Origin of the sequence: Paenibacillus arenosi (assembly GCF_014841135.1) — a bacterium.
In the GTDB taxonomy this organism is placed as follows: domain Bacteria; phylum Bacillota; class Bacilli; order Paenibacillales; family Paenibacillaceae; genus Paenibacillus_B; species Paenibacillus_B arenosi.
The window spans coordinates 414,392-434,766 of record NZ_JACYTN010000002.1 but is presented as its reverse complement, the minus strand read 5'-3'; the positions used below and the strand labels follow the sequence as shown (position 1 = coordinate 434,766).

The 20,375-nt window shown below is 42.6% G+C and carries 24 protein-coding genes and 1 other annotated feature; of the genes, 23 read left to right on the top strand and 1 reads right to left on the bottom strand.

What is annotated here, in order from left to right:
• Positions 1–12 precede the first annotated feature (12 nt).
• The 16 genes from ribH to IFO66_RS05005 all read left to right on the top strand — a co-directional run bounded on the left by ribH (position 13) and on the right by IFO66_RS05005 (position 13,491).
• Positions 13–480, top strand: a complete 468-nt coding sequence (gene ribH / locus IFO66_RS05080; RefSeq protein WP_192024073.1) for a 6,7-dimethyl-8-ribityllumazine synthase — start codon at positions 13–15, stop codon at positions 478–480.
• 67 nt (positions 481–547) lie between these two features.
• Positions 548–1,339: a segregation/condensation protein A gene (locus tag IFO66_RS05075; protein ID WP_192024072.1), complete on the top strand. Its 792-nt coding sequence runs from the start codon at positions 548–550 to the stop codon at positions 1,337–1,339.
• On the top strand, positions 1,308–1,928 hold the full coding sequence (gene scpB, locus IFO66_RS05070; protein WP_192024071.1) for an SMC-Scp complex subunit ScpB: 621 nt from the start codon (positions 1,308–1,310) through the stop codon (positions 1,926–1,928). The genes IFO66_RS05075 and scpB overlap by 32 nt, the downstream gene beginning before the upstream one ends.
• On the top strand, positions 1,918–2,622 hold the full coding sequence (locus IFO66_RS05065) for a metal-dependent hydrolase (RefSeq protein WP_192024070.1): 705 nt from the start codon (positions 1,918–1,920) through the stop codon (positions 2,620–2,622). The genes scpB and IFO66_RS05065 overlap by 11 nt, the downstream gene beginning before the upstream one ends.
• Before the next feature lie 202 nt (positions 2,623–2,824).
• A complete protein-coding gene (locus tag IFO66_RS05060; RefSeq protein ID WP_192024069.1) occupies positions 2,825–3,517 on the top strand; it encodes a DUF2953 domain-containing protein in 693 nt (230 codons plus the stop codon).
• A complete protein-coding gene (ytfJ, locus tag IFO66_RS05055) occupies positions 3,490–3,954 on the top strand; it encodes a GerW family sporulation protein (protein WP_192024068.1) in 465 nt (154 codons plus the stop codon). Before IFO66_RS05060 ends, ytfJ begins: the two co-directional genes overlap by 28 nt.
• Before the next feature lie 240 nt (positions 3,955–4,194).
• Positions 4,195–5,373, top strand: coding sequence for a D-alanyl-D-alanine carboxypeptidase family protein (locus tag IFO66_RS05050; protein WP_192024067.1), 1,179 nt, complete (start codon positions 4,195–4,197; stop codon positions 5,371–5,373).
• A gap of 110 nt (positions 5,374–5,483) precedes the next feature.
• A complete protein-coding gene (locus IFO66_RS05045) occupies positions 5,484–6,113 on the top strand; it encodes a nucleoside recognition domain-containing protein (RefSeq protein ID WP_051217207.1) in 630 nt (209 codons plus the stop codon).
• A gap of 53 nt (positions 6,114–6,166) precedes the next feature.
• Positions 6,167–6,700, top strand: coding sequence for a spore maturation protein (locus IFO66_RS05040; protein ID WP_192024066.1), 534 nt, complete (start codon positions 6,167–6,169; stop codon positions 6,698–6,700).
• 158 nt (positions 6,701–6,858) lie between these two features.
• A complete protein-coding gene (locus tag IFO66_RS05035; protein ID WP_192024065.1) occupies positions 6,859–7,602 on the top strand; it encodes a pseudouridine synthase in 744 nt (247 codons plus the stop codon).
• 72 nt (positions 7,603–7,674) lie between these two features.
• Complete coding sequence (locus IFO66_RS05030) at positions 7,675–7,824, top strand: hypothetical protein (RefSeq protein ID WP_192024064.1); 150 nt, start codon at positions 7,675–7,677, stop codon at positions 7,822–7,824.
• Positions 7,808–8,329 (top strand): thiol-disulfide oxidoreductase ResA, encoded by a 522-nt coding sequence (gene resA, locus IFO66_RS05025; protein WP_192024063.1) that lies wholly within the window; start codon positions 7,808–7,810, stop codon positions 8,327–8,329. Before IFO66_RS05030 ends, resA begins: the two co-directional genes overlap by 17 nt.
• Positions 8,330–8,358: 29 nt before the next feature.
• A complete protein-coding gene (gene resB, locus IFO66_RS05020) occupies positions 8,359–10,029 on the top strand; it encodes a cytochrome c biogenesis protein ResB (RefSeq protein WP_192024062.1) in 1,671 nt (556 codons plus the stop codon).
• Entirely contained in the window at positions 10,026–11,279 is a 1,254-nt protein-coding gene (gene ccsA, locus IFO66_RS05015; RefSeq protein WP_225445497.1) for a cytochrome c biogenesis protein CcsA, read from the top strand. The genes resB and ccsA overlap by 4 nt, the downstream gene beginning before the upstream one ends.
• A 67-nt stretch (positions 11,280–11,346) precedes the next feature.
• A complete protein-coding gene (locus tag IFO66_RS05010) occupies positions 11,347–12,063 on the top strand; it encodes a response regulator (protein WP_028593496.1) in 717 nt (238 codons plus the stop codon).
• Complete coding sequence (locus IFO66_RS05005; RefSeq protein ID WP_192024061.1) at positions 12,064–13,491, top strand: ATP-binding protein; 1,428 nt, start codon at positions 12,064–12,066, stop codon at positions 13,489–13,491.
• A gap of 314 nt (positions 13,492–13,805) precedes the next feature.
• On the opposite strand, the gene serA is transcribed toward IFO66_RS05005, so the two are convergent.
• Complete coding sequence (gene serA / locus IFO66_RS05000) at positions 13,806–15,395, bottom strand: phosphoglycerate dehydrogenase (protein WP_192024060.1); 1,590 nt, start codon at positions 15,393–15,395, stop codon at positions 13,806–13,808.
• A gap of 76 nt (positions 15,396–15,471) precedes the next feature.
• Positions 15,472–15,723: a binding site (T-box leader), on the bottom strand.
• A gap of 195 nt (positions 15,724–15,918) precedes the next feature.
• Here serA and IFO66_RS04995 point away from each other — a divergent pair.
• The 7 genes from IFO66_RS04995 to IFO66_RS04965 all read left to right on the top strand — a co-directional run bounded on the left by IFO66_RS04995 (position 15,919) and on the right by IFO66_RS04965 (position 20,322).
• Positions 15,919–16,509: a CPBP family intramembrane glutamic endopeptidase gene (locus tag IFO66_RS04995; RefSeq protein ID WP_192024059.1), complete on the top strand. Its 591-nt coding sequence runs from the start codon at positions 15,919–15,921 to the stop codon at positions 16,507–16,509.
• Positions 16,506–16,865 (top strand): hypothetical protein, encoded by a 360-nt coding sequence (locus tag IFO66_RS04990; protein WP_192024058.1) that lies wholly within the window; start codon positions 16,506–16,508, stop codon positions 16,863–16,865. Before IFO66_RS04995 ends, IFO66_RS04990 begins: the two co-directional genes overlap by 4 nt.
• 3 nt (positions 16,866–16,868) lie before the next feature.
• Positions 16,869–17,720, top strand: coding sequence for a metallophosphoesterase (locus tag IFO66_RS04985; protein ID WP_225445496.1), 852 nt, complete (start codon positions 16,869–16,871; stop codon positions 17,718–17,720).
• Positions 17,721–17,802: 82 nt separating this feature from the next.
• Positions 17,803–18,261, top strand: a complete 459-nt coding sequence (locus IFO66_RS04980) for a DNA-directed RNA polymerase (RefSeq protein WP_192024057.1) — start codon at positions 17,803–17,805, stop codon at positions 18,259–18,261.
• A gap of 299 nt (positions 18,262–18,560) precedes the next feature.
• Complete coding sequence (locus IFO66_RS04975; protein WP_028593501.1) at positions 18,561–19,175, top strand: genetic competence negative regulator; 615 nt, start codon at positions 18,561–18,563, stop codon at positions 19,173–19,175.
• A 209-nt stretch (positions 19,176–19,384) separates the two neighbouring features.
• Complete coding sequence (prsW, locus tag IFO66_RS04970; RefSeq protein ID WP_192024272.1) at positions 19,385–20,119, top strand: glutamic-type intramembrane protease PrsW; 735 nt, start codon at positions 19,385–19,387, stop codon at positions 20,117–20,119.
• A gap of 53 nt (positions 20,120–20,172) precedes the next feature.
• Positions 20,173–20,322 (top strand): hypothetical protein, encoded by a 150-nt coding sequence (locus tag IFO66_RS04965; protein WP_192024056.1) that lies wholly within the window; start codon positions 20,173–20,175, stop codon positions 20,320–20,322.
• Positions 20,323–20,375: the final 53 nt, after the last annotated feature.

Sequence of the window (20,375 nt, the reverse complement as noted above, 5' to 3'; positions counted from 1 at the left end):
GAGGTTGTTAGTATGCCGCATATTTTTGAAGGTCATCTCGTTTCGGAAGGTCTTAAATACGCTGTTGTTGCCGGGAGATTCAATGAATTTATCGTATCAAAGCTTGTGTCAGGTGCCCTGGATGCGTTGAAGCGTCACGGTGTACAGGATGAAGAGATCGATATTGCGTGGGTACCTGGAGCATTTGAAATACCATTAATTACACAAAAATTAGCCGAAAGTGGTAAATATGACGCGATCATCACACTTGGAGCTGTCATCCGAGGTTCGACACCACATTTCGACTATGTGTGCAGTGAAGTGGCAAAAGGAGTAGCGCAAATAGGCTTGAAAACTGGGGTTCCTACGATATTTGGTGTACTCACAACGGATTCAATCGAGCAGGCGATCGAGAGAGCGGGTACGAAAGCAGGCAATAAAGGGTGGGAAGCAGCAGCGACTGCAATCGAGATGGCTAACTTGACGAAACAACTAAAATAGTGCTTAGTTAATGTAGTGCCCTTTTACAAAAGGGTACTACATTTGTTTTTTCAGGGGGAATTACGGGGTGTCCGTTACATATAAGCTTGATCAATTCGAAGGTCCGCTTGATCTGTTGCTTCACTTAGTGGACAAGTCTGAAATTGATATTCAAGACATCTCTATTAGCGAAATTACTGATCAATATATGGAATATTTGCAAAGTATGCAGGAGCTAGAGCTGGAAATTACGAGCGAATTCCTCGTTATGGCAGCTACATTATTGTCAATAAAGTCTAAGCAGTTGCTGCCCAAACCTCCTATTATGGAATGGGAAGACTATCCTGAGTACGAAGAGGAAGAAGAAGATCCTCGTGATGAGCTTATCCGTAAGTTGATCGAGTACCGTAAATTTAAGGGCATTGCTCAGCATTTGCGTGAAAAGGAGACAGTAAGAAGTCACATTTTCACCAAGGAAGCTGAGGATTTAAGCACGTATTTGCCGACCGCTCCTACTAATCCAGTTGAAGGATTGCATGTGTCAGATCTTGTTCGTGCATTCCAGAAGGCGCTAAGTAAAGCTCAGCGCAAAGAGCAAGTAGCAACCATTCATCGTGATGAAATATCTGTTAAAGATCGTATCCGCGATATTGTCGGTATGCTCAAGCCTTCAGGAAAAGGAAGCAAGGTTATGTTCTCCAAGCTGCTAAGTGAAGAAATGACACGTCATGAGATTGTTGTCACTTTCTTAGCCCTATTGGAGTTAATGAAAACAAAGCATATTCGCTGCCATCAAGATCAGCGATTTGAAGATATCGTTATTCAGTGGCAAGGTGAGGTGGACACAGATGAACTTTCAAGAGTTGAAGTCGATTATTGAAGGCCTGCTGTTTATGGCAGGAGAAGAAGGGTTAAGTACCAAGCATATGGCTGAAATCACGGAACAGCGTGTGGAAGTTGTTGAAGAAGCTGTGCAAGATTTAAAAGGAGACTTTGAGCGAAAAAAGCGCGGCATTCAAGTTCTTGTGATCGCAGGTATGTATCATTTAGCGACGCTGCCTGAACACGTTCCTTATTTTGAAAAAATGGCATATTCACCTGCTCGGGCATCGCTGTCACAGGCAGCACTAGAGACTTTGTCCATCGTGGCCTATCGCCAGCCAATTACCCGTGTTGAGATAGAAGAAGTGCGTGGAGTAAAATCTGATCGAGCGATTCAAACGCTTGTGAATAAAGATCTTATCGAAGAGGTGGGCCGCGCAGAAGCGATTGGGCGCCCGATCCTTTATGGTACAACAAAAGCGTTTCTTGATTATTTTGCGCTTTCCAGTCTGGAAGAACTCCCTGAGGCTGCACAATTTGAGCAAACGGATGGCTTAGAGGAGGAAACCCAGCTTCTATTCGCGAAGTTAGATGGTAGGCAGCTAACTATTGAAGATGTTGGAGGGAACCAGGGAGATGCAGATTAAATTTCATGGACATGCATGTATTCAAATTACTGGGCAAGAACATTCCGTGCTTGTTGATCCTTTCTTGACAGGCAATCCTGTCGCTGTAGAATCTGCGGAAACAATAAAGGCGGATACGATTCTTCTAACACATGGTCATGATGATCATACTGGAGATGCGATCAATATAGCAAAGCGAAATGATGCGACTGTCATTACGATTGTTGAACTCGCAGCGTATTTATCTCTGCAAGGTCTAGAGTCCGTTGTACCTATGAATATCGGTGGTGGAGCCTCATTCCCATTTGGTGAACTAAAATGGGTTCCTGCTTTGCACAGTTCATCGGCTATTGTGGATGGTGAGATTATTTATTTAGGTAATCCAGCAGGCTTCGTGCTTCAAATGGAGGGTGTCACGTTATATCATGCAGGGGATACGGCTTTGTTCTCGGATATGAAACTTATCGGGGAACGATATGCACCGGATATTGCATTTTTGCCGATAGGTAGCCATTTTACGATGGATCCTACGGACGCACTGCTTGCGGCACAATGGTTACAAGCGAAGGTTGTTGTCCCTATTCACTACAATACATTCTCGCTTATTGAGCAGGATGGACATGATTATGCTGAGAAGCTTAAGCAATATGGTATTAAAGGAATTGTGATGGAGCCTGGACAAGTGCTGGATACATCTACTTGGCAACTCGTATAAACGTAAATGAACGTTTTATAAAAAGGTCTAACAGTATGATTTGGTTGCTAAGTAAGCAATGAATATGAGAGCTGTTCTGTAGTGGCTGATGCTGCTAATGGGACGGCTCTTTTCTATTTTATATCTATTCATTGTTGCCCTGCATGGAGTTGGATACATGTGGCTATAATACGAGCATTGCAGGAAGAGGGGTGACTTGCAGATGTCCATATGGCTATGGAGTTTCTTGCTTGCTGCGGCAATCATGATAGGATTCAATGTGACCGTGTTGATGTCTCATTTAGAGGTCAAGTTAGTTGTCTCTAAACAGGGCAAGCACGAGCGGATATGGATTGGGATTAGAGCCGTGTACGGAATCGTTCGTTGGCGATACGAGATCCGCAGCATTCAATTTCAAAATTTCAAGCAAGGGTTTAGTATGAAGTCCAAGCAAAAAGAACAGTCTTGGGCAGGCAAGCACAAAGAGAGAATGCGTAATTTCGTAGGGCCTGAAACGATTAAAAAATGGAACAGGGAGTTTGTGCGTGTAGCCGCTCGTACATATGGATTTGAAAAATGGGGTCTGGAAACATTAGAGCACATTGAGGTGGATAGCTACATATGGGATACCGAATATGGAACAGCGAATGCTGCCCATACAGGAATGCTCTATGGATTAGCTTGGGCTCTCATTGGTGGAGTAACAGGCATCATTACTCAACTGCTGACTTTCCGAAGCTTACCCGATGTGGAAGTTGTTCCTCGATTTGATTGCCCTGTATTTTCCACCAGATTTCTGTGCATAGGTCGAATTCGTGTCGTACATGCTATTTTTGCAGTGATTGTGCTCATTTTCCGCATCAAGCGGGCTGAAGGAGGAGTTAAGCAATGGCGGAGCATCCAATCGAAGGCTTGATGCAAGTCGCTCTGGAAAATATTAAAGGGATGATCGATGTTAATGCAATTGTCGGTGATCCTGTGCAAACGCCAGATGGTTCTGTCATCATTCCCATTAGCAGGGTTGGTATCGGATTTGCTGCAGGGGGAAGTGACTATCGAATTATGAATGGTGCGAAATCAGACGGGCAAAATCAACAGGTACATCGCTATCCGCCGCAGCAGCCGTTCGGAGGAGGTAGCGGGGGCGGAGTATACATGAATCCGATCGGCTTCCTTGTAGTAGGGAAACAGAATGTGCAGGTTGTTTCGATGGACAATAATACACACTTATTAGAAAAAATTATCGATTCGACTCCACAAATTATCGATCGACTTGAGTCTCTATTTAAGCGTAAAGATAGTCACGCTCAGAACCAAACAACACATAGTCATCACACACATGCCGATTCATAATGACTGTATGAAATTAAAGCGTCAATAAACTCGAGCTGTCATTCAGTCGTTTGGCTGAATCATCATGCGGCTGCGTGGGTATGGCGCTTTTTTTGAACCAATTTATCATGGAATAGCTTGGACAAAAAGTTGGACATACGTAGCATCGTATTCGCATACATATGAATTACGGCGTGAGGAGCAGGTGCTTATGTAGACTGAACTCCATGTTCTGACATCATGAAGGAGGACTACGAATTAATGATTCATCGTACGTTAGCAGCCGTCATTGCCCTTGTACTATTATGGAATCCTATTTTCCAAGCGGGTAATGCAGAAGCGATAACCATGAACAATCGATTTAAAGTAATAACGGTAAGTAAGGAAAAAAAGAAGAAGAGTCAAAAGAAAAGTCAAAAGCAGAAAACCTATTCATCCGAAGCGCCAAGAACAGGAGCAAAAGCATTTGCCTTGATCGATGTCAATACTGGTAGAATTCTTCACAGTAACAATGGTGAGACTCGGTTGCCTATGGCAAGCACAACAAAAATTATGACTGCGATAGTGGCATTGGAATCAGGTAAGCTAAATGACAAAGTGAAAACGAGCAAGCGGGCAGTTGGTAAAGAAGGATCATCGATATATTTGCGTCTAGGTGAAGAAATGACATTGCAGCATTTAATCTATGGTCTCATGCTTCGCTCAGGGAATGATGCGGCAGTAGCCATCGCAGAACATGTTGGCGGCTCGGAAGATGGCTTTGTATATATGATGAATCAAAAATCGGAGGAGCTTGGTCTTGAAAATACGAGCTTTCGCAATCCGCATGGCTTGGACCAAAAAGAACATTACACTTCCGCGCATGATCTAGCCCGATTGAGTGCATATGCTTTGCATAACAAGCAGTTTCAAACGATTGTAAAAACGAAAATAAAGGTTGTTCCAAATCCAATTGAAAAATGGGATTACAAATGGACAAATAAGAACAAAATGCTCCGTTTCTATGCTGGAGCAGATGGTGTGAAGACAGGATATACGAGTGATGCGTTGCGTTGTTTAGTGAGTTCTGCTACTCGTAATGGACAACAACTTGCTGTAGTGACATTAAATGACGGCGATGATTGGAATGACCATCAAACTTTGCTTGACTATGGATTTGCACAGTATCCGCTAACGACCGTCATTGAGAAAGGTTATAAACTGGAAGGACAACCTTATGAAATGGACGCTTCGTGGAGTTATCCATTACGTTCAGAGGAACAAGCGAAAATTCAACAAAAAGTTGAATGGTTTCAACCTAATTCTCTTGATTATCGACTCGGACAGCACGGGAAGGTGTCTATATGGCTAGAAGATAAGTTGATTGGATCGATTCCGATCAAGCAATCGATGCAAGTGAAAACAGAACAAGCGAAAGCGAATCAGGAACTTTCTAAATAAACATGAACAGCTTTTAATGCCTTGTTTTTACTTATGTTTAGCGCACAGGCATTCAGGGAGAGGTGGGTGCGCTGGACAAGCTTTACAAGAAGTGATCGAGGGGGAGCGGCATGGTTAATGCGATATGGATTTTTATGCTGGTCGTAGGATTTATTGCGGCTGCTGCACAAGGGCGAATCGAAGCTGTGACCGAAGCTGTATTTGACGGGGCCAAGACGGGTGTTACGGTCAGCTTCGGGCTTATCAGCGTCATGGTGTTCTGGCTTGGGATGATGCGCATAGCGGAGGATGCAGGTTTGCTCAAATCACTAGCTAAACTGCTTGGACCCGTGGTGCGCTATTTATTCCCTGATGTACCCCGCAACCATCCTGCACTAGGTTTCATTATGTCAAATATGAGTGCCAATTTGTTAGGGTTGGGCAATGCAGCCACTCCAATGGGTATTCGAGCTATGCAGGAGCTGCAAAAACTCAATCCCGATAAAACAACAGCCACACCAGCAATGTGCACCTTGTTGGCGATTAACACCTCTAGTATCACGTTAATACCAACTACATTAATCGCCATACGCATGAACTTTGATTCCGCTAATCCAGCAGAAATCGTAGGAACTACTTTATTAGCCACAATGGTTGCTACAATAGCTGCCATCGCCGCAGATCGTTGGTACCGATCTCGAACAAAGAGCCCGCCGCATACTCAACATCATGAATCGAATTCTGTGCCAGCAGGACCATAGCGTGTTAGTAGGTGTCTGATAGGGCAATGCATGTGCAGAAAGGATGATGGAGCTTGTATGCATTCTTGACAACCATTTCTACTTGGGCGATTCCAGCCATTATCGTCTTCATCCCCCTATACGCATATATGAGGCGAGTTCCGGTGTATGAGTCGTTTGTCGAAGGTGCCAAGGATGGGTTCCAGACATCGATCAACATCATTCCGACTTTAGTAGGCATGATGGTCGCCATTAGTGTATTTCGAGCATCTGGAGCAATGGATTGGCTCGTCGGGCTAATGAGACCTTTACTGGATTGGTTCGGAATACCAAGCGAAGTAATGCCGTTAGCGTTTTTGAGGCCTATTACAGGGGCTGGTTCGCTCGCGTTCACAACGGATTTAATAAAAACATACGGCCCTGACTCGCTTATAGGTCGGATTGCTTCCACGATTCAAGGGAGTACAGACACTACGCTGTATGTATTGACTGTTTATTTTGGAGCGATTGGTATTCGTAAAGGACGATACGCCTTAAAAGTAGGGCTATTTTCAGATATCGTTGGATTTGTAGCGGCAATTATCATTTGTATGCTCATATTTGTATAATAGAAACGAAAATGTGTTATAATGTGTTAGAGACGCCCAGTTTCTAGGTGATATCCACCTATAACAGGGTGTTTTTTCTTGTTTCGACACGTTTTTATCAGTTTCGCTTGTGGACTTGTTCACGAACGGATATCATAGGTTTGAGGTGAATGACACAAATGGAAGAACGTCTTCAAAAAATTATGGCGAATGCAGGTATCGCATCTCGCCGCAAGTGTGAGCAATTGATATTAGATGGAAAAGTAGAATTGAACGGCGAGCCTGTATTGACACTTGGCGTCAAAGCGAATCCGAATACGGATGAGATTACGGTGAATGGTCGTCCGTTGAGAAAAGCGGCTGAGAAAATCGTTATCGCTTTTTATAAACCGAAAGGTGTTATTACATCGATGTCAGATCCTGAAGGCCGTAAGACGGTCAAGGATTTCCTTAAAAAGATTAAGACTCGTGTATATCCAGTAGGTCGCTTGGATTACGATACGGAAGGATTATTGCTTCTTACCAACGATGGAGATTTAGCTAATAGGCTGACACATCCACGCCATCATGTTGGCAAAATTTATCGAGCTACTGTTAAAGGCGTTCCACATGGTGATGCGCTGGAGAAACTTAAAAAAGGCATTATGCTCGAAGATGGAATGACTCAGCCTGCAGAAGTTGAGTATTTCGATGTTGATATGGAGCAAAATGTAGCAACGATTAGCATGACGATTTATGAAGGGCGTAACCGTCAAGTTAGAAGGATGTTTGAGGCTATTGGACATCCTGTCACGCGTCTGAAGCGTGTTCAATTTGGCAATATTACGCTGCAAGGTCTTGTCCGAGGCAAGCATCGTCTGTTAACGAAGTCAGAAATTAATGAATTGATGCAGTCGCCTGTTAAGTCAGAGCGATTAAAGTAACATGTTACTGTTGTAGGATGCGTGCTAGATTTGTGTCCATTTAACAGCATATAACCAACGTGTCGCCCTTCTATGACACATAAATTTCATAAAAAGGAAGATGTGTCCTTGCCTATATGGATTATAATGGACGTGTTCGGTGTAATCGAATTGTTTGAACTGCGCCGCCTAATTGTGAAAATTGTCATAGAAAGGGCGAATTACGATGGGGAAACGAAATAAATCACTTCAAATGGTTATTCTTGCAGCCATACTACTACTTGGCGGATTCGCCATCGGCTCGGCTTTGTTTACGAGCAACTCAGTTCCTGTTATCGGGAGTAAGGTTCCGAATATAAAGCTTCAGCAATTGAATGGGGATGTACAAGAGCTTACTAACCTCAAAGGTCAAGCTATTGTATTAAACTTCTGGGGCACATGGTGTGAGCCATGTACGCGTGAGATGCCAGCCTTTCAACGTGCACATGAGGAATGGAAAGACAAAGGCGTTTCCATTATAGCTATCAATAATGGTGAAGATCCAATTACCGTAAATAACTACGTTAACGCTATGAATATTACGTTTCCGATTTGGCTGGATAGTAAAAAGTCAGTTGCCAAAGCGTACGGCATTCGACCACTTCCTACCACTTTCTTTATTAAGCCGGATGGTACCGTACACAACATCATATTAGGTGAAGTAGAGGAATCTGTGCTAAAGACGCAGATAAAGGAAATTACTAGCTAACCAGTGTATAACGCAAGGGGGCTGCATCCTTGGAATTTCAAAATACGAAGTGTGAATGCGGGCATCAAAATCCCACTCAGACGATTCTGTGTGAAGCTTGTGGTAAGCCTTTACATGAAAGCGATAACGAAACAGCAGTATTAGAAATGAGATATGATGGTGTCGCTCGTAAATCTCAAAAAGCAAATCCAAGTGTGATTGACCGCGTGTGGAATTTTTTCTCTTCTGTAAAAATCGCAGTTATTGTTATTATCATTACACTTATTGGTGCGTCGCTGGGAACGATTTATCCTCAAGAGAGCCAGTTCATCAATTTTGATCCCTCGACTTACTACAAAGAAAACTATGGCACGATTGGACATATTTATTACTTGCTAGGATTGTCAAATACATACGAATCATGGTGGTTTATAACCTTGCTAGTTATGATTGGTGCTTCATTGGTCATTTGCAGCTTGGATCGGGTATTGCCACTTTATCGTGCCTTGCATAAGCAAAAAATTCGCAAACATGATCAGTTTTTACGTCGTCAACGCATCGTCTATGAACAGCAATTGCCTGATGCTATGCAACAGGGGGATTGGATACAGAAAGCCCAGAAGGCGCTTAAGCGCAAAGGCTATCGTGTCTATGAGCAAGATGGTGCAATACTGGCAGAGAAGAACCGTTTCAGCCGTTGGGGGCCTTATATTAACCATATTGGGTTAATTGTTTTTTTATTAGCTGTATTGGCTCGCAGCATTCCAGGCTGGAATCTAGAATATTATGCAGCATTTCCGCATAACGAACCACGTCCGATTGAGAACACTCCCTTTTATTTAGAAAACGAGAAATTTACCGTTGAATATTACACCAAAGAAGAAATGCCGGAGCAGTTTGCAAAAGAGGGTCGAGTCATCCCTAAACTGTTTGAAACACAAGCTACTTTATATCGTTGTGTGGCGAATTGTGATGATCCTTTAGCTGAACCGAAGTTGGAGGAAGTTCATAAACACAATATTAGAGTAAATGAGCCGTTGAAATATGAAGACTTGATGATATTTCAATATGACTTTGACCTTACGCCCAAGCTTGTAGCCGTTAAACCTAATCTCAAAAACCCGAAGACCAACGAAATTTATGGTTCGTTCGAATTGAAGATTAGTAAATCGGAACCTAAGTACACGGTTGGCCCCTATACATTGGAGCTTCGTGAGAAGTACATGGACTTTGACTTAGGTAAAGACGGCAAGCCGATAACGAAAACGCCTAATCCTAATGCACCGGCATTTTTGTTTATGATCAAAGGGCCAGGATTGGAAGAAACGGGTGAGCCATACTTTTACTTCCCGCTTCAGAAGGACAAACAGCGATTCCGTGAAGATGTGTTGAATCAGGAAATTATGAAAAAAATCCAAATTGACGTCCAGTCTATGGCAGATGTCACCATCCAAGAATCTTTAAGCTACTTGAACGTTAGAATCGAAAAAGCTCTTCCTTATATTTGGGTGGGAGCGGGAATATCTATGATTGGTTTGGTTATGGGCTTCTATTGGCAGCATCGTCGCATTTGGCTGCGACTAAATGAGAAGCAATTGCTGCTCGGAGCACATACGAACAAGAATTGGTATGGCATGCGTAATGAAGTGGCTCGCATATTGCGAGAGACAGAGCTTGAAGTAGATGTGAATGCTATTGATCGTGGAGGGGACAAGTCATGAACATATTAGAGTTCAGCCAGAACTCCTATTTAACTTCCTTTTTCCTTTTTTGCTTCGCACTTATTTTATATGTATTTACTGTGGCAGGACGGAGGAAAAATCAAGAAGCTCATTTGAAGAAATGGGGAACGATTTCTTTTGCTGTTACCGTATTAGGATTTGTTGCTCAATTAACTTACTTTGTAACACGGTGGATAGGTTCAGGGCATATCCCACTTAGTAATATGTACGAATTCATGTCATTTTTGGCGATTATGATAATAGCGGCTTATATTGTCATGCATTTTATTTATCGTTCAGCTGCACTTGGGTTGTTTGCTGTCCCGTTGGCTATTCTAATGATGGGGTATGCATCCGTATTTCCTAGTGAAGTTCAGCCATTAATTCCACAACTCAAATCCATTTGGCTTATTTTGCACGTATCGATGGTAGGCGCGAGTGAAGCATTCTTTGCGGTAGGTTTTGTTGCTGGAATTATGTACTTGGTTCATACGATGCGTTGGGATGATATAACGAAGCGTAAATCTCAAATTGCTTTGGAATTCAGTTTGTTCACTGTCATTATTATTTTAGGGTATGTCGTTACTGTTTTCGGCTATCGTGCTGCTGGCTATGAAGTAGAATTGCAGCGTACGGTTGAAGTAGTTGAAACCATAGACAACAACACACAAATCAATAACAAGCCGGATACCATTTCCTACACATTGCCACCTATTTTTGCTGCTACTAACAGTAAAGTGGTTGGAGATGAGAAGTTTTTAGGTATGCAGCTTCCACTTATGGAAGTTCCAGCAGCGATGGATAGTCATAAAACGGCGCGTAAATTGAATACGGTGACTTGGTCTCTGTTGTCAGGCCTATTGCTTTATGGACTCATTCGATTAATCATTCGCAAGCCTATTGCCAAAGCACTTCAGCCGCTTCTTCGTGGTATGAATCCAGATGATCTAGATGAGATTAGCTACCGTGCAACGGCGATTGCTTTCCCTGTCTTTACGCTGGGCGGACTTATCTTTGCGATGATTTGGGCACAAGAGGCTTGGGGACGCTTCTGGGCATGGGACCCTAAAGAAGTGTGGGCATTAATTACTTGGTTGTTCTACAGCGCTTATCTTCACTTGCGTTTATCGCGCGGTTATCATGGAGAAAAGTCGGCATGGCTAGTTGTAATTGGCTTTATCATCGTTATGTTTACATTGGTTGGTGTAAATTTGTTAATTGTCGGACTTCATTCATATGCAGGGGTGTAAACCTAAGGAATTATGCAGTATGATATAGAAGAACGTATTGTTAGTGGTGTTGAAAGGGGAGTTAGTCATGTCAGAACAAATCAATCGCATTCTCGTCGTAGATGATGAGGAACGAATTCGGCGATTGTTGAGAATGTACTTGGAAAAAGAAGGGTACGAAATTGATGAGGCAGAAGATGGGGAGGAAGCTTTAAACAAAGCGGTTAATGATGACTTCGACCTCATCCTACTCGACTTAATGCTCCCAGGTATAGATGGTATTGAAGTGTGTACAAGACTCCGTCAAGTGAAAGCGACACCTGTTATCATTTTGACGGCTAAAGGTGAAGAAATGAACCGTGTACAGGGCTTTGAAGTAGGAGCTGACGATTATGTGGTCAAGCCATTCAGTCCTCGTGAAGTCATTTACCGTGTGAAGGCAGTGCTTCGTCGTTCTTCTGCTACGGCCTTTTTGACGAATGATCCGAAGACAAGTAACAATATCGTGTTCCCTAACTTAATCATTGAACATGATGCTCATCGTGTTACAGCAGGCGGACAGGAAGTTAGCTTGACTCCTAAAGAGTACGAGCTGCTTCATTACTTGGCCGTTTCACCTGATAAAGTATTTTCACGCGAAGAGTTATTAAAAGATGTTTGGAACTATGAGTTCTTCGGTGATTTACGTACGGTAGATACACATGTAAAGCGTTTACGTGAAAAATTAAATAAAGTATCTCCTGAAGCAGCTACCATGATTACTACCGTATGGGGAGTAGGCTATAAATTGGAGGTACCGAAGTAAGTGAAATTTTGGCGAAGTGTAGTTGGTAAGCTATGGATCACGATCATTGGATTAGTTGCTGCGATCCTGCTATTTTTAGGTGTGTATCTTCTTCCTTATATCGATAGTAACTTTGCGCATCCGAATGATGTCAAACGGCTATTTGTATATACGGCAATAGTAGGGTTTTCGCTAACAACATTTTTTGCCTTTTTTCTGTTCACGAAGATTACACAACCGATGCGTTTGCTAAAATCAGCTGCAGAAACGATTCGTCAAGGAGACTACTCTTCGCGAGTCGTACCTATTCGTTCTACGGACGAAATTGGTGAGCTCGCGCAGACATTCAATCATATGGCAGAAGAACTTGATTTAGTCATTCAAGATTTGCAACATGAGAAAGAGCATTTATCAAGCATACTGCGAAGTATGACGGATGCGGTTATAACGTTTGATGCAGTAGGCTGTGTGCTGTCTACGAATCCTCAAGGGCGAGCGCAGCTTGAGAAATGGAATACGCTGGAATGGAATGATATGGAGGAGTACGAGCTGGATCAATCTGTGCCAGGTCCATTACGTCCATTATTTCATGAAGTGATTAGCCAAGCGGTAGAGGTAACGACACGCATTCATGTGAAACAAGAGGTGTGGTCTGTTGTAATGGGGCCGTTGCATAATGCCAATGGTGTTCGTGGTGTTGTTGCTGTTTTGCGTAATGTGACAGAAGAAGTTCGCTTGGAGAAAATGCGCAAAGACTTTATTGCGAACATTTCCCATGAAATTCGAACGCCATTATCGATGCTTCAAGGCTATAGTGAAGCATTGTTAGATGATATCGTTACTTCTCCTGAGGAGAGACGAGAACTTGTACAAGTGATTCATGACGAATCCCTTCGGATGGGACGGCTTGTGAAAGACTTATTAGATCTTGCTCGCATGGAAGCCGGTCATTTGCAGATGCATTGGGCCGAAGTAGATGCTAATGAACTCATCCATCGTGTTCTGAGGAAGTATTCGGTATTAGCCAAAGAACAGGGCATCCCATTAGGCGCTGAGCTTAAAGCGGAGCGATATATATTAGCAAATGCTGACGAGGATCGTCTTGAACAAGTATTAACGAACTTGTTGGATAACGCTCTACGGCATTCGCAGGCCAATCAATTGATACAAGTTGAGACGGGAGTAATCGCAGATTCACACCAAGAATGGCTTGTCATTCACGTTCGAGATCATGGACAGGGAATTCCGTCTCAAGATTTATCTTATATTTTTGAACGGTTTTATAAGGCAGATAAAGCTCGCACACGTGGAGTTACGGGTGGAACTGGATTAGGCTTAGCTATCGTCAAAAATATTGTTGAGGCTCATCAGGGTAAGATTGAAGTGAGCAGCAAGGTAGGGGCGGGAACGACGTTCTCTATTTCATTACCGCTTGGCATCATGAATTGAGATAAGCCTAAATAGTAAAAAGAATCTTTACAGCTGCAGTCAATAGAACTGTTGTAGTTGTATGGGTTCTTTTTTTCTTTGAGACGAGTAGGAGAAGTTGGCGAACCTTGCGGAATTGCGAAATAAGATTTGTCGACAAGTAAAGGGCAAACAGCAAAAATGACGTCTGCCGTAGTCAGACGTCATTTTTGCGATGTAAATCTTGTTGTTCGTGGAACAGTAAGCATCGATAAATTTGTTTAAATAATAAAACATATATAGGGCTAATTAAAAGCCAGGTTTAATGAGTTATAATCAACTGCACATCCTCGTAATTACTGAAACACAATTTCTTTTGCTTTATTAATTTGAGGCGTTGTTTTTAATTGTTCGATAACTTCTTTTGGAACAGCACGATCTACAGACAACACCATGATAGCTGATCCGCCTACAATTTTACGTCCCACTTGCATTGTAGCAATATTAATGTCGTTGTTGCCCAGCAAAGTACCAACAGAACCGATCATACCAGGCTTGTCATTGTGCTTCACCAATAACAGATGACCTTCTGGTGCAACGTCTACTGGATACTTATCGATTTGCACAATCCGCTCACCATAACCATTCAAAAGAGTACCAGCAACTAGACGCTCATCTTCATTCGTACGCAGGGTAACCGTAATTAAGTTTGTGAAACCTTTTGTAACATGAGATTTTTGCACAAGAATGTTAATATCGCGAACCTTAGCTAAATGCATCGAATTAACCACATTAACATTAGAACCTAGATGCTGCTGCAATACTCCTTTAACAATATAGCGAGTTAAAGGCTGAGTATCTACTTCTGCCAGTTCACCTGAATAGTTAACGATAATTTCAACAACTGGACCTTTGGATAATTGGGAAACAAAAATTCCTAATTTTTCACCGAGATCAAAGTAAGGTTGAATTTTGTTCAATACGTCTGCCGGAACTGGAGGCATATTGACTGCATTTTTAAATGGTTGACCTCTTAGAATGCAAATCACTTGTTCTGAAACGTCAATTGCAACATTTTCTTGAGCTTCAACTGTCGATGCGCCTAGGTGAGGAGTAACAATGATGTTTGGATTGCTCAAGAATGGATGATCAGGTGCGGGTGGCTCTACTTCGAACACGTCAAATGCGGCACCCGCTACGATACCGCGATCGATCGCCTCAACTAGTGCAAGCTCATCAATGACACCTCCGCGAGCACAGTTGATAATGCGCATGCCAGGCTTCATTACTTCAAATTGAGGGCCTGCAATCATATGTTTAGTCTCAGGGGTTAGTGGTGTATGAACCGTAATGAAGTCAGCTTGTCGGATAATATCATCTACAGAGCCTAGCTTAATGCCCAGCTTATCTGCTCTCTCGTCTGTCATGAATGGATCATATCCGATGATGTTCATACCGAATGCTTTTGCTCGCTTGGCAACTTCACTACCAATACGTCCCATACCTAGTACACCCAACGTCTTGTTGCGGAGTTCTACGCCTAGGAAAGATTTGCGATCCCAAATTCCTTTAATCGTCTTTTCATAGGCTTGAGGAATATGTCGAGCGATCGCCATCATCATCGCGAATGCATGCTCACAAGTTGTGATTGTATTCCCGTCTGGAGCGTTAATTACAATAATACCACGTTGTGTTGCTGCTTGAAGATCAATATTATCCACACCAACTCCAGCGCGTCCGATGACTCGCAATTTTGTACCAGCTTCCATGATGCGCGGAGTTACTTTTGTTTGGCTGCGAACGAGTAGTGCATCATATTGCCCAATAATGGCTACGAGTTCGTCTTCAGATAATCCGGTATTTTTATCTACCTGTACATCTGGAGCATCCATTAATTGCTGGATTCCGAAGTCGCTAATCGGATCCGATACCAATACTTTAAACATTGTAGTTCCTCCCTTTTGTATACCTACTTAATCGTGAAAAATATAAAAAAACTCCCATCCACATACTACTTCCGTAGTAAGGGACGAGAGTTTAGATCGTGGTGCCACCCTAGTTCGTTGTCCGTTCGCACGGTCAACCTTGTTATCTCTTAGCGAGATGAGAATGGTAACGGATTCTAGCCGATTGAACCTACTAATTCTCAAGAGAAATAGAAAGTTTCAGTCCAATTACTCGGGAACGCTAGAGCAAGATCATCCACCACCGATTCGCACCTTCCATCGGCTCTCTGTAAGCTTCACGACTGCTCGTTTCCTTCATCGTACTTTTACGAACATGAAATTTTTTCTAACTTTAACACGGTTCATAATTCGTGTCAATCATAACAATTGCCAAATTCGCAGAAGTTGTCAAATTGCTTCCTAATTCCTGTAGTTGTGCGATTATTCTTGAATTTGATATGATACATTTATGGTCTATTATCGACAAGAATAGCCATAAGCTACATAGAACAGTAGGGATGGAATGAAACAAAAGTGGAAAGCGTTCAAAGAACAGCAAGCACGAATTGGCGAATTGGATGATCGAACGTTACTGTTGAATTTATATCTGACTCAAGCGATTACACTTATCATAGGGATTGTGTGGATATGGTTGCAACAGCGCAATCCATTTGAACTGCTGCAGTTTCCCAATCACGCGCAGCCGTGGTTGTGGGGAATCGGCTTAGCTGCAATTGTTATTGTCGTTGACTTGTTAATCTCCAGATTCGTTCCAGATGATGTTACCGATGATGGGGGTGTAAATGAGCGACTGTTCCGTGCACGGCCAGTCTGGCATATATTTATTATAGCTCTGATCGTCAGTATTTGTGAGGAGCTGCTGTTTCGTGGTGCAATTCAATTCGCGCTAGGACCTTATTGGACGAGTATTTTATTTGCAGCTATACATGTTCGATATTTGCGTCATTGGGTTCCAACCGCTCTTGTGTTTAGTATTAGCTATGCGATGGGCCTAATGTATGAATGGACGGGATCGCTGTGGGCGCCGATAATGGCGCATTTTGTAATTGATTTTGTTATGGGATTAATATTGCGTTATCGGAGGGAAGCATGACCGAGCAAGAACAACGTTATAGAACAGATTTGGAACCAACCCCTCAGAGACGTAGAACGTATGGGATGTCAGAACAGGGCAGCAGCCAAGCGCTAAAAGCACTAAAGCTGCTGAAAAAAAGCGATATAGAAGTTCAGGTAGAGGAGACTAAGGAACAAAGTTTGCCTACAGAAGCATTGCATGAGTTAATTACAGCTAGGGAAGAAGAAGATCGTACACTTCCTCCACGAAGTGCGTTGTATCCATCAAGCTCAGGACGATTATCTAAGTGGTTTTATAATATTTTATTTATTTTGTTTGTTGTCTTATTAGTTGCTTTATTAATCTGGGGACGTCAAATTGTGGAGGGATCGTAACGGATGAAGGGCCTGGCTACCGAGATCTTACTAGTTGTATGCGCAGCTATCAGTGGTGCGGGTCTAATCGTAATGTTGCTACTGCTTTACATGAAAAAGGAAGCAAGCAGCTTTACCGTTACAGAAGAAGAAGTCTATGTGAGTGATTTACCGCATCCGTGGGATGGTGTGCGGTTATTCTTGATTACTGATTTGCATAGAAGGCCGTTCACTGCTGAACACGCAAGCGTCGTTGGACGTTATCCAAGCGCAGAGCTTGTGTTGTTAGGCGGTGACATTATGGAACAAGGTGTTGCCATTGAACAGGTTATGTCAAGCGTTGAACAATTAAGGAAGATCGCGCCTATCGTAATGGTACATGGTAACCATGATCACAAATGTAATACGGCCCAGTTGGATACTGAACTAATAAAAGCTGGAGTTCAAATGCTAGACAACACAGCAGTACGCTTTGAAAAGGATGGAGAATCGATCTGGCTTTGTGGAATCGGTGACAGCAGCAGCGGGTACGCTAATGTACATTTAGCATTTACACCATCCAATTCAGAAGCAAGTTGTGCCATCGTATTAGCTCATGATCCAGTAGTCATTCGTGAAAAGCTACCTTCTTATGTAAAGCTGGTATTGACAGGACACACCCATGGCGGACAAATTAGATTACCGATATATGGACCGTTAAGATTAAACGATTTTTATCGTCGATATTTATCAGGATGGTATGAAATTAATGCCACAGATGTGCCTAATCACGTGTATCAGTTATTTGTTAGCAATGGATTTGGCACATCCCATGTGCCTCTGCGTTGGAATGCTAAGCCTCAGTGTCACTTTATTACGTTACGGCGATCTCCATAGCTTCCTTAATTTGAATCGCATGTGAATACGGCAATCAACCCACACTAAGAACTGATCCTATCATAGCAAGGAGGGAACAGTAGTGAGGGTAACGACGTTTCTTACAGGGTTAACTATTGGTGCATTGGCTGGTATTTATTTGGCGGATCGCCGCTCATTCGAGCAATTGCAGTCTAAGCTGCAAACCGCTGGGGATGTAGTGAATGATGTAGTAGGTAAGGCGAGAAATCGAGCTGTAGAAACAGCACTCGATTCATTCGCACAAGGGGCAAGCTCTGTGGGGAGCACTCAAACTCAAGTGAAAGCAACCCATGCTTCAACGACTTCTGTATCAAAGGAACATCATACTCCGCGACTTGATCAGATTAAGGAATTGATTGAGCGGGACCCAGAAGTGAAGAAGCAAGTAGATGCCATCTTGCGTGAGAGTGGAGCAGCACGTGCCTTAAGCACAAGCGAAACTCACGTGCCTGCTGTAGTGGCACATGAAGCTGCAAAGTCAAGTCATAAAACATCTGCACATCATCAATCGTCTCATTGAAAGCGTAAGAACGAACGTGTTCCTCGTGCCAAACGGATACGGCGGAAGCATAGTTCATGAGTTGATTAACGAAACAATGGTGTTATAAGCCAAGATAAGCCAAGAAGAAGCCACTTCTGAGAAGATCAGAAGTGGCTTTTTATATTTTACTGCGTATGATATTGATCATGGAAGATCATTTTAATACGTGCAAAACGTTGGAAACCATGATAACATGAATTACATAGAACTATTTTCAGCACATATTATATGTTGCTTCATAATCTGTTATAACCGATGTTGTAAAGGAGGGTCCTGTCATGAAAATCGAACGTTTAAGTCAAGATAAGATTCGTATTTTCCTTACGTTTGATGATTTATCAGAGCGCGGGATCCAGCGGGATGATCTGTGGCGTGAGATGTCAAAGCTACAGGATCTGTTTGCGGAGATGATGGATCAGGCCTATACTGAACTCGGATTTGACGCGACAGGCCCGCTAGCAGTTGAAGTATTTGCAATGCCAGCACAAGGGATGGTTGTTATTGTTACTCGCACTCGTCTTGATAACTTGAATATTTCAAGTCATGACGATGAAGATATGGAAGGCGTATATGAAATGGAAGTTACGTTAGAGGAGAGCGATACTGTGTTGTTTGCTTTCCGTGACTTTGAACATTTTATTGATGCGGCTCACGAAGTCAATGGTCGATTTGACGTGTCGGGGGCATTATACCTATATAATGGTCAGTATATGTATCATTTGGACGGCGCTTCCATAGAACAGAGCCGTTTGCAAGCGCTTGTCGCTTTGCTAGCGGAGTTCGGAGAGGCAACCTCAGTAACGACTGCAGTGTTGGAAGAGTATGGGTCTTGCATTATGCCTGAGAATGCAATTACCTTGACGTGCGAATACTTCAAACCGCGCGGGACATAAGTGTATGTCTAGTTTAGTAAGAGTCCTCGGTCCATGATCGAGGCTCTTTTTTTGAGTAATGACATGGTTAATTTCGTACTAAAATAAATACAATATATTGCTAGTATATGTATAGCAGTTAGTTATGGACACTGTTGGGTTGCAGCATGTGATTCCGTAGGAGGTTAGCGATGACTGTGTTAAATATGTTTCACCAGATGTCTTTATCAATGAACACAATACAGTCAAATGAAATGTCCACCCCATTATTTTCGATTATTACGGCAGCAGTAGCTCCTGGAATTGCACTTTTGGTTTATTTTTATTTGAAGGATCGGTATCATGCTGAACCCATTCATGTAGTTATTCGCTTATTCCTAATCGGATTTCTAATCGTTTTGCCGATTATGATTATTCAGCATGGACTAGTATTGTCATGGGGGAAACAGCCATTTGTATTTTCATTCGTCATATCTGCCTTCGTTGAGGAAGGGGTAAAGTGGTTCGTCCTGTACCATATGATTTACAACCATGTAGAATTTGACGAACATTATGATGGGATATTGTATGCAGTAGCCATTTCTTTAGGGTTTGCAACTATAGAGAATGTACTTTATGCATGGCTGAATCAGGCGTCTTTTGCTTATTTGCTAATGCGCGCCTTGTTACCTGTATCTGGTCATGCGCTCTTTGGTGTTCTAATGGGCTACTACATGGGGAAAAGTAAATTTACATTGCAGAAGGACAAAAAGAAGCTGTTGGCTTTTTCGTTCCTCGTTCCATTGTTCTGGCACGGTGTGTATGACATTATTTTGATGACGATGACTAAATACTGGCTGTGGTTTGTTGTGCCTTTAATGATGTTCCTCTGGTATTTTGGTATGGGGAAGGTGAGGAAGGCGAATGCAGGTTCACCGCTTCGTATGGTAAAGCATGAAGAGGATCCGAGTCGGTTTAGACCATAGAAAAAATGGAAATAATGAACTCGTACTGTTCATTCCGTGGAGGGAGTGTTCTTATGCGAGTTAAAGTAACGATAAGATGCAATTTATGTGGGGAAAAATTTATCCTGAGAGGCAAGCGTGAAAAGGGTAGAATTGAAACAGGATTCAAGCAGTGCTTATGTGATAATCGGGAGCATTTTGCGGTAGAGGAACAAGCTGAATAGAGCGTGACGAAGAGATTCCACGGTATGTATAATCTGAATCCATTTCCAGCACA